Source organism: Pseudomonas sp. 31 R 17, from assembly GCF_900004915.1.
In the GTDB taxonomy this organism is placed as follows: Bacteria; Pseudomonadota; Gammaproteobacteria; order Pseudomonadales; family Pseudomonadaceae; genus Aquipseudomonas; species Aquipseudomonas orientalis_A.
Map to the genome: position 1 here is coordinate 62,948 of NZ_CVTN01000084.1, position 14,330 is coordinate 77,277.

Sequence of the window (14,330 nt, forward strand, 5' to 3'; positions counted from 1 at the left end):
GTGGTTTGTGCAGGTTTTGAGGGCCGCGGCAGGGTTCAGGTTCAATGTGATTGCAGCGCGTTGCCACTCAAGCCGGCGACGGTTTCACGCTGATTTGATCCGATCCTGCAACAAGCGCTCCAGCGTCTCCACCGGCAATGGCCGGCTGAACAGATAGCCCTGGATCTGATCGCAGCCGGCCTCTTTCAGGAAGGCCAACTGCGCCTGGGTTTCCACCCCTTCGGCCACGACGCGCAGCTTCAAGCTGTGAGCCAGTTCGATGATCGTGCGGGTGATTGCCGCATCCTGCGGGTTGGTGGTGACTTCGCGGATAAACGCGATGTCGATCTTCAGCGTGTCGATGGGGAAGCGACGCAGGTACGCCAGGCTCGAGTAACCGGTGCCGAAATCGTCGATGGCGATCTTCACGCCCATGGCGCGCAGGCGTTGCAGGGCGGCGATGGTGTGTTCAGTGTTTTCCATCAGCGAGCCTTCGGTGAGTTCCACCTCCAGCCAGTGGGCGTCAACGCCGGTTTCGACCAAGATGTGCTCGATGTCGGCAATCAGGTCGCCCTCGATCAACTGATGCCCCGAGACGTTGACCGACACTTCAATCGCACCGAGGCCGTTCAATTGCCAGGCGGCGATCTGTCGGCACACGCTCTCGATCACGCAGCGCCCCACGGGCACGATCAGGCCGAGGTTTTCCAGGATCGGCACGAACACCGCCGGCGATACCGCGCCGTAGCCTGGCCGATCCCAGCGCAGCAAGACTTCCAGGCCGCAGACTTCGCCGTTGGCCAGTTCGACCTTGGGCTGGTAGTGCAGGGCAAACGCGTGTTGTTCAACCGCCTCGCGCAGGTCGTTCTCCAGGTCTTGCCGGGCCAGGTCGTGCACGTTCATCTGGGCGTGATCGCTGCCGCGCTGTTGCAATTGCTGCTCCAGCCTCAGGCTGTGTTGCTTGAGCTCATCGCCATGGGCCTTGAGCCGCAGCAGGTTGCGCACCCGCAGCCACAGCTCGACGCGTTCGACCGGCTTGCTGATGAACTCCTCGGCGCCGGTTTCCAGGCCGCTGACCCGCGCGCTGGATTCGCTCAAGGCCGACAGCATGATGATCGGGATGTTCGCCGTGACGGGGTTGCCCTTGAGCTGGGTGGCCACTTCGTAGCCGTCCATGCCGGGCATCATGATGTCCAGCAGGATCAGGTCGGGCGGCTGCTGCGCCACCAACTGCAAGGCTTCTTCGCCGTTGCTCGCGCTCAGGGTCTGGTAACCCTCATGCTGCAGCAGGGTTTCCAGGAGTTTGCGGACCTGGGGTTCATCGTCAACGATCAACAGGGTTGCGGGTGAGCTGGCCATGGAGAGAACTCATGCGGGAGGTGTGATGGTCGGGTTCAGCAGGGTGTCTATCACCTGGTACAGCTCCTTGTAGCGCAGGGGCTTGGTGACGTAGGCGTCGCAACCGGCCAGGCGGGTTTTTTCCCGATCTTCCTTCATGGCCATGGCAGTGAGGGCGATCACCGGGATGTGCGCGGTGAGCGGGTCTTGCTTGAGCAAGCGGGTCGCGGCCAGGCCGTCCATGCCTGGCAACTGGATGTCCATCAGGATCAGCGCCGGTTGTTGTACGCGGGCCAGGGTCAGCCCGCTTTCGGCATCCGCCGCCCACTGCACGTTGTGCCCGGCGCTGACCAGCAGCAGGCGCGCCAGGCGCATATTCGCTTCGTTGTCTTCGATGATCAGGATATCGGCCATGCGGCCTCCGGAATGCGGTGCAGCGGCAGCCACACCACGAAACGCGCGCCCAGGCCTTCGCGGCTGGCCACGGCCACGCTGCCGCCGTGCAGTTCGGTCAACTGCTTGACCATCGCCAGGCCCAGGCCGGTGCCTTCGAATTTGCGCGCCAGGCTGCTGTCGATCTGGCTGAAGGCCTTGAACAACTTGCCCATGTCATCCGGGGCGATACCGATACCGGTGTCGCTCACGCTCAGCTCGAGGAATGCCGGGTGACTGCCGGGCGGCAGGGCAAAACCCTGTACCGGCCAATCGCCGGGGACCCGGCCGACCTGGTCACGCCCGACTTCACGCACCACCAGGGTCACGGTGCTGCCGTGCTCACTGAACTTCACTGCATTGGCCAGCAGGTTGTAGACGATCTGCTTGGTCTTGCGCAGGTCCAGTTGCAGCCAGCCAAAATCCTGCGGATTGTCCAGCGTCAACTGGATGCGCTGCAGGGCGGCTTTTTCACGCACGATCAACAGGCTGTTGGCCAACAGGCCGGCCAGTTCCACGGGTTCCAGTTCGAGGTCCATCATCCCGGCCTCGACCTTGGACAGGTCGAGGATGTCGTTGATCAACGCCAGCAGATGCTGGCCGCTGGTGAAGATATCGCCGATGTATTCGCACTGGATCTCGCTCATGTCGCCCACCAGCCCGTCCTTGAGCGCCTCGGAAAAACCGATCACCGCGTTCAGCGGTGTGCGCAGTTCATGGGACATGGTGGCGAGAAATTCCGACTTCATGTGGTTGGCATGCTCCAACTCCAGGTTCTTTTCTTCCAGGGCGCGTTCGAAGCCTTTGCGCTCGGCTTCTTCCTGCTTGCGCGCGGTGTTGTCGGTGCCGATCAGCAGGTAACCGATGATCGTGTCATGCCGATTGCGCAGGGCCGTTACCGAGACCATGGCCGACAAGCGACTGCCGTCCTTGCGGATGTAGGTCAGCTCGTAAATGTCTTCGATGCCGCGGGAGGCCTTGAACACCAGGGCTTCGAACCCCGGCGTGATCGGCGTATCGAGCTCCAGGCTCAGAGCGGCGGCGCGGGTAATCAGTTCGGCCGGGTCGGAGATGTCGGCGGGGGTGATGCGGTTGAGCACATCGGCGGCGGCGTAGCCGAGCATGCGTTCGGCGCCGACGTTGAAGATCTGGATCACGCCCTTTTCGTCAGTGGCGATGCTGGAGAAATAGGCGCTGTTGAAGATCGCATCCTGCAGCGCACCGGTCTTGAGCAAGGTTTTCTGGCGCTTGAACTCGACGATTTTTTCGGCGCGTGATTGGGGCGGGTCGGGTAGGGGGGTGTCCATTGCCAGGTAATCCGTGAACTTCAGGCCTGCCATCGGTACAGGGCGATGGCGCAGAACATGTTCACAGAAGACCGCGCGGACGCGACGATGAGGACATGAGTTTGTTGGACAATAGCAGAGATTGTGGCGTTTTGATGGCCGAGGCCGGCCTTTTGACGCAATAGCCTCCGCATTTCAATGATTTACGTATTTCTTCGCTGATGAAACGTTTCACCTTGCGGATAATTGGCAACGCAAGCGCTTGCGTAAGCAAATGTATCTAAACTAGAGTCGGCAGCACTCGACAACAAAAACAATAAATCCAGGAGCTCATCCATGAGCCTCGAACCCTTGCTTGAGATGCAGGGCATCAGCAAAACCTTCAACGGTTTGCGCGTGCTCAAAAGTGTCGGCCTGAAGGTCTACCCCGGCGAAATTCATGCCTTGATGGGGGAGAACGGCGCCGGCAAGTCCACGCTGATGAAAATCCTCTCCGGCGCCTACCAGGCCGATCCCGGAGGCGTTATCCGCATCGACGGCCAACCCGTCGCCAGCTTCACCCCCGCTACCGCCAAGGCCCTGGGCATCGCCGTGATCTACCAGGAACTGAGCCTGTGCCCGAACCTGAGCGTGGCCGAGAATATCTACCTGGGCCGCGAACTGCGCCGAGGCTGGACCATCGACCGCAAGGGCATGCAGGCCGGTTGCGTTGAGGTGCTGCAACGCCTGGGCGCCGAATTCACCGGTGCCACCCAGGTCAGCAGCCTGTCGATTGCCGAGCGCCAGTTGGTCGAAATCGCCCGTGCCCTGCATGCCCACGCCAGGATCCTGGTGATGGACGAACCGACCACGCCGCTGTCCTCCCGTGAAACCGACCGTCTGTTCGCGCTGATCAAACAACTGCGCAGCCAGGGCCTGGCAATCATCTACATCAGCCATCGCATGGCCGAAATCTACGAGCTGTCGGACCGCGTCTCGGTGCTGCGCGACGGCCAATATATCGGCGAGTTGACCCGCGCGACGCTGTCGGCCGATGTGCTGGTGAAAATGATGGTGGGTCGCGACCTGTCAGGCTTCTACAAGAAGGAACACGCTGCCTATAACCCCGGCAACGTGGTGATGCGCGTGCGCGACATGGCCGATGGCAAGCGCGTGCGCCACTGCAGTTTCGATCTGCATGCCGGTGAAGTGCTGGGCATTGCCGGGCTGGTGGGGGCAGGGCGCACGGAGCTGGCGCGACTGATCTTCGGCGCCGACCCGCGCACCAGCGGCACCCTGGAAGTGGTGGGCAAGACGGTGACCCAGCTGCGCACCCCGGCGGACGCCATTGGTGCCGGCGTGGTGTACCTCACCGAAGACCGCAAGGCCCAGGGCCTGTTCCTGGACATGAGCGTGGCCGACAACATCAATGTGTGCGCCTGCGTGCCGGATGCGCGGGCCGGTGGCGTGCTCGATCGCGCCCATGGCGCACAGCGCGCCAATGACGCGATCAAGTCGCTGTCGATTCGCGTGGCCTCGGGCAAGGTCACTGTGGGCGCGCTTTCCGGCGGCAACCAGCAGAAGGTGTTGCTGGCGCGGCTGCTGGAGGTCAAGCCCCATGTGCTGATTCTGGATGAGCCCACCCGTGGCGTGGACATCGGTTCCAAATCCGAGATTTACCGCATCATCAATCAATTGGCCCAGGCCGGTGTCGGCATCGTGGTGATCTCCAGCGAACTGCCGGAAATCATCGGCACCTGCGACCGTGTGCTGATCATGCGCGAAGGCCAGTTGGTGGCTGAAGTCGGCGGGGCCTCCGGTCACGTCATCTCCCAGGAACGTATTATCGACCTCGCCACCGGTGGCGATCAGGTGGCTGCCAATGGCTGAATTCAATAGCGCAACAACCGTGGGCAAGGCCGAACGCGTGCGTGAGCTGATGCGCACGGTGGGCATGTTGCCGGTGCTGGTGTTGCTGCTGGTGGGCTTCGCCCTGGCCAGCGAGAATTTCATGACCCTGCAGAACCTGTCGATCATCACCCAGCAGGCCTCGGTGAATGTGGTGCTGGCGGCCGGCATGACCTTCGTGATTCTCACGGCGGGCATCGACCTGTCGGTGGGCGCGATCCTGGCGGCGTCGGCGGTGGTGGCGTTGCAGGCGTCGATGTCGCCGCAGTTCGGCATGTTCGGCATCGCCGCCGGGATTGGCTTTGGCCTGTTGCTGGGGTTGGTCAACGGTGGGTTGATCGCCTTCATGCGGTTGCCGCCGTTCATCGTCACCCTCGGTGCACTCACCGCCATGCGCGGCCTGGCAAGGCTTTTGGCCGACGACAAGACGGTGTTCAACCCCGACTTGCCGTTTGCCTTCATCGGCAATGACTCGATCCTCGGTGTGCCCTGGCTGGTGGTGATTGCCGTGGCGGTGGTGGCGCTGTCGTGGTTCATCCTGCGCCGCACGGTGATGGGCGTGCAGATCTATTCGGTGGGTGGCAACCCGGAAGCGGCGCGACTGTCGGGGATCAAGGTGTGGAAGGTGCTGTTGTTCGTCTACGCCATGTCCGGCGCGTTGGCCGGGCTCGGCGCGGTAATGAGCGCCTCGCGCCTGTTCGCCGCCAATGGCCTGCAACTGGGGCAGTCCTATGAACTGGATGCGATTGCCGCCGTGATTCTCGGTGGCACCAGCTTTACCGGCGGCGTCGGCACCATCGGCGGCACCCTGATCGGCGCGCTGATCATTGCGGTGCTCACCAATGGCCTGGTGCTGCTGGGGGTGTCGGATATCTGGCAGTACATCATCAAGGGCATCGTGATCATCGGCGCGGTGGCGCTGGATCGCTATCGTCAGTCCGGCGCGCGTACCTGAGTTGGCTCATACAACAATCACAAGAGAGAGACCCGCATGAACGTCAAACGTATTTTCCCGCTGATTGCCTTGGCTGCCCTGATGTCCCAGGCCGTGCAAGCCCGTGAACTCAAGGCCCTGGGCATCAGCATGGGTTCGCTGGGCAACCCGTATTTCGTCACGCTGGCCGATGGCGCCACGGCGCGGGCCAAGGCGTTGAACCCCAACGTCAAGGTCACTTCGGTGTCGGCCGACTATGACTTGAGCAAACAGTTTTCGCAGATCGACAACTTTATTTCGTCCAGGGTCGACCTGATCCTGATCAATGCCGTCGACCCGTCCGCCATGGCCTCGGCGATCAAGAAAGCGCGGGATGCCGGGATTGTCGTGGTGGCGGTGGATGTAGACGCCAAGGGCGTGAACGCCACGGTGCAGACCGACAACGTCGAAGCCGGCAAGCTGGCCTGCCAATACCTGGTGGATAAACTCTCGGGCAAAGGCAATGTGATTATCCAGAACGGCCCGCAAGTGACCGCCGTGACCGACCGCGTCAAAGGCTGCAAGGCCGCGCTGGCCACCGCGCCGGATATCAAGCTGCTGTCCGACGACCAGGACGCCAAGGGCTCGCGTGAAGGCGGCCTGAACGCGATGCAGGGTTACCTTACGCGCTTCCCGAAAATCGACGGGCTGTTCGCGATCAACGACCCGCAAGCCATTGGCAGCGACCTGGCGGCCAAGCAACTCAAGCGCAGCGGCATCGTTATCACCTCGGTGGACGGCGCGCCGGATATCGAAAACGCGCTGAAGACCGACACCCAGATCCAGGCCTCTGCCAGCCAGGACCCGTGGGCCATGGCCCAGACCGCCGTGGATGTGGGCAATGACCTGCTCAACGACAAAGCCCCCGCGCAAGCGGTGACCTTGCTCACGCCCAAGCTGATCACCCGCGACAACGTGGGCAGCTACAGCGGCTGGTCGAGCAAACACTGAAGTCTTGACCCGAGGGGATAGCGCCATGGTCACCATGGATGACGTGGCACGCAGGGCCGGGGTGTCGACGTCGACGGTGTCCCATGTGCTCAACGGTACGCGCAAGGTCAGCCCGGCCACGGTGCAGGCGGTGCAGCAGGCGATCCAGGCGCTGGGCTACGCGCCCAACACCCTGGCGCGTTCACTGGCGCGGTCGAGCACCAATACGATTGGCGTGGCGATCTCGGCGCTGTCCAACCATTACTTCAGCGAGACGGTGCACGCGATTGAAACCGCGTGCGCCAGGCACGGCTACATGATGCTGTTTGTCGACACCCACGACGACCCGGAGCAGGAATTGCGGGTGGTCACCGCGCTGCATCAGCGACGGGTCGACGGCATTGTGCTGGCGCCGTCGAACGGCTCGCTGGCCCTGGATTATCTGCGCGCCAATGCAATTCCCGCGGTGCTGGTGGATCGCATGATGAGTGAGCAGTTCGATCAGGTCGGGGTGGAGAACCGCCAGGCCACCCAGGCGTTGATCGAGCATCTGATTGCCCACGGCCACCGCCGCATCGGCTTTATCGCCGGGCGAGCGGGGTTGAGCACCACCGATGAGCGGGTGGAGGGTTACCAGGCCGCGTTGCAGGCGGCGGGACTGGGGTTCGATCCGCAGTTGCTGGTCAACGGCGGCTCCAACACCGAGCCGGCACGCCAGGCCACCGTGCAGTTGCTGAGCCTGGCCGCGCCGCCGACCGCCATCATGGCCGGCAACAACCTGATGACCCTGGGCGCCATGCAGGCCCTGCGTGACGCCCACATCGACGTGCCAGGGCAAATGGCCCTGGTCGGGTTCGATGATTTCGAATGGGCGGATTTTTTCCTGCCGCGCCTGAGCCTGATCGCACAGCCGGTGCAGGCCCTCGGCGCACGTGCGGTGGACTTATTGCTGCAACGCATGGCTTCTCCCGGCTCGCCGCCCCAGAGCGTACGACTGGCGCCGACCCTGCAATTACGTAATTCCTGCGGCTGTGATTGATTGGAATAACCCACGTATGAACGATCCTGTTTCCCTCGGTATTGATCTTGGCACCTCTGAACTCAAGGCCATCCTCATGGACACCGGCGGTGCCGTGCTGGCCCACGCCGGCGTGCGCCTGATTGTGTCGCGGCGCCACAGCGGTTGGTCCGAACAGGCCCCTGAAGACTGGTGGCAGGCCTGCCTGCAGGCCTTGGACCAATTGCGTCAGCATGCAGCGTTTGCCCGTGTGGCCTGTATCGGGCTGTCCGGGCAGATGCACGGCGCGGTTTTACTCGGGGATGACAACCGCGTGTTGTATCCGGCGATCCTGTGGGACGACTCCCGTGCGGTAGTGCAGGCGCAGCAACTGGGCGTCGAGCATGCCGAGGTCACGGGCAGCTTGCCGATGGCCGGGTTGACCGCGCCCAAGCTCCTGTGGCTGCAACAGCATGAACCCGAGGTGTTCAACGCGATTGATTGCGTGCTGTCGCCCAAGGATTACCTGCGCCTGCGCCTGTGTGGCGAGCGCATCAGCGAGATGTCGGATGCCGCCGGCACCCTGTGGCTGAATGTGGCGCAGCGTGAATGGTTTTCCCCGATGCTGCGCGCCACCGGCCTGGCGCCTGCGCAAATGCCCAGGCTGGTGGAAGGCGGCAGCGCGAGTGCCTGTGTAACGGCGGTCGGGCTCGGCTTGTCGCCGCAGGTGGTCATCGCCGGTGGCGGCGGGGATAACCCGGTCGCGGCGGTGGGTATCGGTGCAATCAATGCCGGTGACGGCTTTATCACCCTGGGCACCAGCGCGGCGATTGTCGCGATTACCGACCACGCCGCCGGCAACCCGGCCAGTGCGGTGCACAGCTTTTGCCATGCGCTGCCCGAGCGCTGGTACACCATGGGCGCGATGCTGGCCGGTGCCAGTTGCCTGCGCTGGGTAACGCGCCTGACGGGCCTGCCGGATGAGCAAACGCTGTTGGACCAGGTGCAGGCGCAATTGCCCATCGAGCAGGGGGTACCGTTGTCCACGCCGTTGTTCCTGCCGTACCTGGCGGGTGAGCGCACGCCCCATAACGACCCCTTGCTGCGCGGCGGCTTCATGGGCCTCGGCCACGACTGCACGCCGGCGATGCTCGGCTACGCGGTAATGGAAGGCGTGGGTTTCGGCCTGCTCGACGCCTGGCGCGCAGTGCAATCGACCGGTGCCGAGGTCAAGTCCTTTGCGCTCGTAGGCGGAGGGGCGCGCAGTGAGTATTGGGCGCAATTGCTGGCCAATATTCTGCAAAGGGAAGTCTTTACGTTGCACGGCAGCGAGTTGAGTGCGTGCATCGGGGCGGCGAAGCTGGGATTCATGGCCATCGGGCAGGGCTCTGATCTGCTGGCGGCGGGTATGCCGGTGAAGGTGCGGTATGTGCCGGACACGTTACAACGGGAAATTTTGGAGTTTCGCTTTCTAAGGTTCAGAGGGCTATTGTCTGCGGCGCAAGGATTACATGCTTAAAAACGAAATTTGGTTTTCAGTTCGACGTTAGATGTATACAATTGGTCTTTTGAGTTCAATAAATGGCTTCTCATTATGGGCGATCAAATCATATTTTAACAATTGCAAAACCCAAGGGCTTTTCTCAATACCTTGCATTTAAGGACGCTCTAGTCAGCCTTATTGAAGAGTTTTTCCAATTACCTCAGGGTGCTCTAAGCCTTGACCGTAAAGGTCGAATGAAGGGGACGGTTGATACCTTCAATAAGCTCAATGCAAGGGAGCTTCATGTTCATCATGTTAAGTTTCCTGGCGGCCGTAGAGGTGAGTCTCTATTTGACGTTTTTGACTGTTTAGGGCGCGTCCGCTTTACACAGTGCACATTTGGCGCTAAATGTATCCCACTGGCTCATCCGAAAGTTTCTTTTTTTATGTGTGCGTTTCAAAACAGCTATGAGGTTTTGAATATGCACCTGAGAAAAGACGAAGCCTATGATGATTGTTTATACCAGCGATGTATTTTCTTAGGAGACGTGCGCTGCGGAAGTCATGAAAAAAAGGAGCGGTTGGTTATTAGCCATCCGCTTTTCTCGGATTGTCACTTCAAGCGCAGGGTGACACTGGAGAACGCCGAGCTAAAAGGCTATTTTTTAGATGGCGATCATCAAAATACCTCGACCCTTTCAAATTTACGAGCAAGAAATTGCATTTTTCATAGTGGCTTTTACGTCAATCGGCAAAAGATCCAACACTTACTTCTAAGTTCTTGCGTGTTTAAGGGTAAGTTTGAGCTGAAGGAAAATTACATTAAGAAGGCTGTATTGGTAAACTGCAACTTTGAAAAGGTATCTGATTTCTATAAAACAAGCGCATCCAGCTTTACCTTGCGCAAGAGTGTTTTTGATACTTTTGCCGGTTTCGAAGAATGCCAGTTTGGTCGTCCGGTCATTCCGGAACTGGAGCTGAAACGGCGGAAAACTATTGTATTTGCAGCGAATTTCACTTACGTTACATTTATGCAGTTTGCGAGTTTTCGTGGGGCCGCATTTTACAGTGGGCTGGACCTCGAAAAAATAAATACAATAGAACAACCTAATTTTCATCGTGTGTACGTTAGTTTTGATGGCACGCCGCGAGAAACATTCAGGCTGATTAAGCATGCATTGGACAGTCATGGCGCTCACATCGAGGCAAATACTTTTTTTGCTTTCGAGATGAAAAGAAGGCAACAGGAACTTTCGTATGGGTGGGGAACTCTATCGGAAAAAATGATATACTTATTTAGCGGGCTGGCGTCGAACTTCGGGCAAAGTTATCTAAGACCTCTGCTCGGAATTGCTCTTTTCGCTCTGCTCTTTAATTGGTTCGCGGTAAAGCAAAAAGAAAACTACCTTTATTCTTTTTTTCCGTCATTCAATGCGTACCTAGAAAATATCTCTGATTTTTTTAATAAGATGGCTTCGGGCATAATACCCTTCAAGCAGTTTCTTCACCCTGGAATGGAATTTCTTAGTCTTGTTTTTTATATCATTTTCGCCATTTTGACCTGGCAGGTTATTGTTTCACTAAAGCGACGGATCAAACGCTAAAGGGGCGGGTTACTGATGAAGTAAGAGGCTGCTGAAGATCGGCTCCCAGCTTAGTTTTTATTGTTTGAATATGTGAACTTATTGATTGGTCAACGGCGGCAACCGCCGCTTCACCGGGGTTTTCTTGACGATGGCGGTGTTGGTTTCGGCGTACCCGTTGATTCGGTCCAACAGGCTGTCCAACTGATCCATGGTGCGCACATGCAGGCGGGCGATGAAGCAGTCTTCGCCGGTGACTTTGTCGCATTCAGTGAATTCGGGAATCGCCTGGATCTGGCGTTCCACTTCCTGCAACTTGCCGGGCAGGGGACGGATGCGCACGATGGCTTGCAGCAGGTAACCGAAGTGTTTGGGGTCGATGTCGACGGTGTAGTGGGTCAGCACGCCGCGTTCCTCCAGGCGGCGCAAGCGTTCGCCGACACTCGGCGAAGACAGCCCGGTGATGCCGGCCAGGGCCTTGAGGGACAGGCGTGAGTCATCCATCAAAGCGGCGATCAGTTGCTGGTCGATGGTATCAATCATGAGTTTTGCCTAATAAATGAAGGTGATTCAAGGCTTCGGCCTTTTTTAGTCGCTGGAGCGGCTATGTGCCAGATTGCCATAATTGAGCCTCACTTGAGGAGCGTCAATTATGGATACCGTTGTCCGTCGCGGAATGTGGGAAATGATCGCCGCCATGCTGATTTCCGGCACCATCGGCTGGTTTGTGCTGGTGTCCGGCGTATCGGTGATCGAGGTGGTGTTCTGGCGCTGCGTTATCGGTGCGCTGGCGTTGTTGCTGGTGTGCGCCTGGCTCGGTTACCTGAGGCTGGACCTGCTCAGTTGGGCCAGGTTCGGGCTGGCCGTGCTCAGTGGCGTGGCCATTGTGGGCAACTGGTTGCTGCTGTTCGAATCCTACTCGCGCGCTTCCATCGCTATCAGTACGGCGGTGTACAACGTGCAACCGTTCATCTTGGTGATGCTGGCGGCGGTGTTTCTCGGTGAGCCGATCACCCTGCGCAAAATCACCTGGCTGAGCGTGGCGTTTCTGGGCATGTTGGCTATTGTCACGGCCCATGGTGCGCAGCCAGGCGGCGGCGACTATCTGGCAGGCGTCGCACTGGCCCTGGGCGCGGCTTTTTTGTACGCGGTCGCCGCGCTGATCATCAAGTGGCTCAAGGCGGTGCCGCCGCATTTGATGGCGTTGATCCAGGTGACCACCGGTGCCGTGCTGCTGGCGCCGCTGGTGCCCTGGGACAGTTTGCCCGCGTCGACCGATGCCTGGGCGGCGCTGGCGACCCTGGGTCTGGTGCATACGGGGTTGATGTATGTGTTGTTATACGGGGCGATACAGAAGCTGCCGACCGCAATGACCGGCGCGTTGTCGTTCATCTACCCGATTGCGGCGATTTTCGTCGACTGGATCGCGTTCGGGCATCGCCTTGGGTGGCTGCAATGGCTGGGTGTGGCGGCGATTCTGCTGGCGGCGGCGGGGTTGCAGCGGGGCTGGTGGTGGCCCCGTAACCTCAGTAGGAGCGAGCTTGCTCGCGAAGAACGTAAGGACGCCGCGTGTTAACCCGATGCGCTGCGTTATCGTTAACGTTCTTCGCGAGCAAGCTCGCTCCTACAGAGGGTCAGTGCGTGCCCTGAAAGATGATGTTTTCCGGGTTGAAATGCTCCACGGCGCTGCCCGGCTGCGGCAATCCGAGGATGTGCCCCTTGATCTTGCCGACCACGTGCATCTCGCACGGTTTGCAGTCGAACTTCAGCGTCAGTACCTCGTCGCCATGGATCAACTGCATCGGCGCCACCTTGGTTTTCACGCCCGTCACACCCTTGGCCTGTTTGGGGCACAGGTTGAACGAGAACCGCAGGCAGTGCTTGGTGATCATCACCGGCACTTCGCCGGTTTCTTCGTGGGCTTCGAAGGCCGCATCGATCAGCTTCACCCCGTGACGGTGGTAGAAGTCGCGGGCCTTCTGGTTGTAGACGTTGGCCAGGAACGACAGGTGCGCATCCGGGTACACCGGCGGCGGCGAGGTCTCGGCCTTGCGCCCGCCACGTGGGTGTGCGGCCACGCGAGCGGCGGTCAGTGCCTCGATCACTTCACGGCGCAGCGCCTTGAGTTGCGAGTTGGGGATGAAGAACGCCTGCGGCGCGTCGAGCTCGATGCGGATGGCGTGGTACTCGGTGGTGCCGAGCTGGCCCAACAGGTCGCGCAGGGTCTCCAGGGCCTGTTCCGGCTTGTTAGCCACGCCGAACGGGCCGGGCAGGGTGACGCTGGCGCTGATGCCTTCTTCGCTGGTGGCGGTGACGTCCAACTGTGCTTCACGCAGGCGCGCCACCCAGGACAGGCCGATACGGCGCTCGGCCGAGGTCTTGAGCAGTGCCTGTTGCCAGTTATGGTCCAGGTTGCGGTTGAGCGGGTGGTTCGGGCGCAACTGATGCAGGCCGGCCGGCATTTCGTTGGGTTCGACGCGGTAGCGGTAGCGCTTCTCGCCGTCTTCCTCGAATTCGCCCTTGGGCTCTGCGATGTTGGCGCGAAACCCCACCACTTCACGCTTGACCAGCACATTCAGACCGTCGCCGTTGGACAGCGGCTCGTGGGTGACCACTTGCAAGTCGCGCTTGCCGGCCTTTTCCACCACACCTACCGGCAGGCCGGTGAAGGTTGGGGTATCGAAGGCACCGATATCGATCTTGCGGTCGCTGACAAAGTAGTCGGTACTGCCACGGTGGAAGGTTTTTTCCGGATCGGGCAGGAAGAAGTGCGCGGTACGCCCGCTGGAAGCGCGAGCCAGGTCCGGGCGGTCTTCGAGGATTTCGTCCAGGCGCTGGCGGTAGTAGGCGGTGATGTTCTTCACATAGCCCATGTCCTTGTAGCGGCCCTCGATCTTGAACGAACGCACGCCGGCCTCGACCAGCGCGCGCAGGTTGGCGCTCTGGTTGTTGTCCTTCATCGACAGCAGGTGTTTTTCAAAGGCGACGACGCGGCCCTGATCGTCTTTCAAGGTGTACGGCAGGCGGCACGCCTGGGAGCAGTCGCCGCGGTTGGCGCTGCGGCCGTTCTGCGCGTGGGAGATATTGCACTGCCCGGAGAACGCCACGCACAGGGCGCCATGGATGAAGAACTCGATGGCGGCGTCGGTCTCATCGGCGATGGCGCGGATCTCTTGCAGGTTCAGCTCGCGGGCCAGCACCAACTGCGAGAAACCGGCCTGGTCGAGAAACTTTGCCCGGCCCAGGGTGCGAATATCGGTCTGGGTGCTGGCGTGCAGCTCGATGGGCGGAATATCCAGCTCCATCACGCCCAGGTCTTGCACGATCAGCGCATCCACACCGGCGTCATAGAGTTGGTGGATCAGCTTGCGGGCCGGCTCCAGCTCGTTGTCGTGCAGGATAGTGTTGAGGGTGGTGAATACGCGGGCATGGTAACGGCGGG

The 14,330-nt window shown here is 60.3% G+C and carries 12 protein-coding genes; 7 read left to right on the top strand and 5 right to left on the bottom strand.

All coding sequences use genetic code 11. The features are described from left to right. Positions 1-84: 84 nt before the first annotated feature. The 3 genes from BFP89_RS25005 to BFP89_RS25015 are packed head-to-tail and all read right to left on the bottom strand — an operon-like array spanning position 85 to position 3,056. On the bottom strand, positions 85-1,338 hold the full coding sequence (locus BFP89_RS25005; protein ID WP_065888127.1) for an EAL domain-containing response regulator: 1,254 nt from the start codon (positions 1,336-1,338) through the stop codon (positions 85-87). 9 nt (positions 1,339-1,347) lie between these two features. Next, positions 1,348-1,731 carry a response regulator gene (locus tag BFP89_RS25010; protein ID WP_065888128.1) on the bottom strand — a complete coding sequence of 128 codons (384 nt, stop codon included), beginning with the start codon at positions 1,729-1,731 and terminating at the stop codon, positions 1,348-1,350. Next, the gene (locus BFP89_RS25015) at positions 1,716-3,056 is read right to left on the bottom strand and encodes a sensor histidine kinase (RefSeq protein ID WP_065888177.1); all 1,341 of its coding nucleotides are present in this window, start codon (positions 3,054-3,056) and stop codon (positions 1,716-1,718) included. Before BFP89_RS25015 ends, BFP89_RS25010 begins: the two co-directional genes overlap by 16 nt. A 315-nt stretch (positions 3,057-3,371) precedes the next feature. Between BFP89_RS25015 and BFP89_RS25020 the strand changes: the two genes are divergently transcribed. From BFP89_RS25020 to BFP89_RS25045, 6 genes are all read left to right on the top strand, one after another. Next, on the top strand, positions 3,372-4,904 hold the full coding sequence (locus BFP89_RS25020) for a sugar ABC transporter ATP-binding protein (RefSeq protein WP_065888129.1): 1,533 nt from the start codon (positions 3,372-3,374) through the stop codon (positions 4,902-4,904). Further along, a complete protein-coding gene (locus tag BFP89_RS25025; protein ID WP_065888130.1) occupies positions 4,897-5,877 on the top strand; it encodes an ABC transporter permease subunit in 981 nt (326 codons plus the stop codon). The genes BFP89_RS25020 and BFP89_RS25025 overlap by 8 nt, the downstream gene beginning before the upstream one ends. Positions 5,878-5,913: 36 nt before the next feature. Further along, positions 5,914-6,846, top strand: a complete 933-nt coding sequence (locus BFP89_RS25030; protein WP_065888131.1) for an ABC transporter substrate-binding protein — start codon at positions 5,914-5,916, stop codon at positions 6,844-6,846. A 25-nt stretch (positions 6,847-6,871) separates the two neighbouring features. After that, positions 6,872-7,864: a LacI family DNA-binding transcriptional regulator gene (locus BFP89_RS25035; protein WP_065888132.1), complete on the top strand. Its 993-nt coding sequence runs from the start codon at positions 6,872-6,874 to the stop codon at positions 7,862-7,864. A 16-nt stretch (positions 7,865-7,880) separates the two neighbouring features. Beyond that, the gene (xylB, locus tag BFP89_RS25040; RefSeq protein WP_065888133.1) at positions 7,881-9,341 is read left to right on the top strand and encodes a xylulokinase; all 1,461 of its coding nucleotides are present in this window, start codon (positions 7,881-7,883) and stop codon (positions 9,339-9,341) included. 62 nt (positions 9,342-9,403) lie between these two features. Beyond that, on the top strand, positions 9,404-10,909 hold the full coding sequence (locus tag BFP89_RS25045) for a hypothetical protein (RefSeq protein ID WP_141689132.1): 1,506 nt from the start codon (positions 9,404-9,406) through the stop codon (positions 10,907-10,909). 78 nt (positions 10,910-10,987) lie between these two features. On the opposite strand, the gene BFP89_RS25050 is transcribed toward BFP89_RS25045, so the two are convergent. Continuing rightward, positions 10,988-11,431 carry an Lrp/AsnC family transcriptional regulator gene (locus BFP89_RS25050; RefSeq protein ID WP_065888135.1) on the bottom strand — a complete coding sequence of 148 codons (444 nt, stop codon included), beginning with the start codon at positions 11,429-11,431 and terminating at the stop codon, positions 10,988-10,990. A gap of 109 nt (positions 11,432-11,540) precedes the next feature. Here BFP89_RS25050 and BFP89_RS25055 point away from each other — a divergent pair, with 109 nt between their 5' ends. Next, the gene (locus BFP89_RS25055) at positions 11,541-12,464 is read left to right on the top strand and encodes a DMT family transporter (RefSeq protein WP_065888136.1); all 924 of its coding nucleotides are present in this window, start codon (positions 11,541-11,543) and stop codon (positions 12,462-12,464) included. Positions 12,465-12,522: 58 nt separating this feature from the next. Here the strand turns inward: BFP89_RS25055 and BFP89_RS25060 are convergent. Then, on the bottom strand, positions 12,523-14,330 hold a 1,808-nt coding region (locus tag BFP89_RS25060), incomplete at its 5' end, for a peptidase U32 family protein (RefSeq protein WP_256097384.1).

What these genes read in the sequence shown, in the direction of transcription:
- xylB (WP_065888133.1), top strand. Translation starts at nt 7,881, where the DNA reads ATGAACGATCCTGTTTCCCTCGGTATTGATCTTGGCACCTCTGAACTC.
- BFP89_RS25010 (WP_065888128.1), bottom strand. Translation starts at nt 1,731, where the DNA reads ATGGCCGATATCCTGATCATCGAAGACAACGAAGCGAATATGCGCCTG.
- BFP89_RS25025 (WP_065888130.1), top strand. Translation starts at nt 4,897, where the DNA reads ATGGCTGAATTCAATAGCGCAACAACCGTGGGCAAGGCCGAACGCGTG.
- BFP89_RS25045 (WP_141689132.1), top strand. Translation starts at nt 9,404, where the DNA reads ATGGCTTCTCATTATGGGCGATCAAATCATATTTTAACAATTGCAAAA.
- BFP89_RS25055 (WP_065888136.1), top strand. Translation starts at nt 11,541, where the DNA reads ATGGATACCGTTGTCCGTCGCGGAATGTGGGAAATGATCGCCGCCATG.
- BFP89_RS25030 (WP_065888131.1), top strand. Translation starts at nt 5,914, where the DNA reads ATGAACGTCAAACGTATTTTCCCGCTGATTGCCTTGGCTGCCCTGATG.
- BFP89_RS25005 (WP_065888127.1), bottom strand. Translation starts at nt 1,338, where the DNA reads ATGGCCAGCTCACCCGCAACCCTGTTGATCGTTGACGATGAACCCCAG.
- BFP89_RS25020 (WP_065888129.1), top strand. Translation starts at nt 3,372, where the DNA reads ATGAGCCTCGAACCCTTGCTTGAGATGCAGGGCATCAGCAAAACCTTC.
- BFP89_RS25015 (WP_065888177.1), bottom strand. Translation starts at nt 3,056, where the DNA reads ATGGACACCCCCCTACCCGACCCGCCCCAATCACGCGCCGAAAAAATC.
- BFP89_RS25035 (WP_065888132.1), top strand. Translation starts at nt 6,872, where the DNA reads ATGGTCACCATGGATGACGTGGCACGCAGGGCCGGGGTGTCGACGTCG.
- BFP89_RS25050 (WP_065888135.1), bottom strand. Translation starts at nt 11,431, where the DNA reads ATGATTGATACCATCGACCAGCAACTGATCGCCGCTTTGATGGATGAC.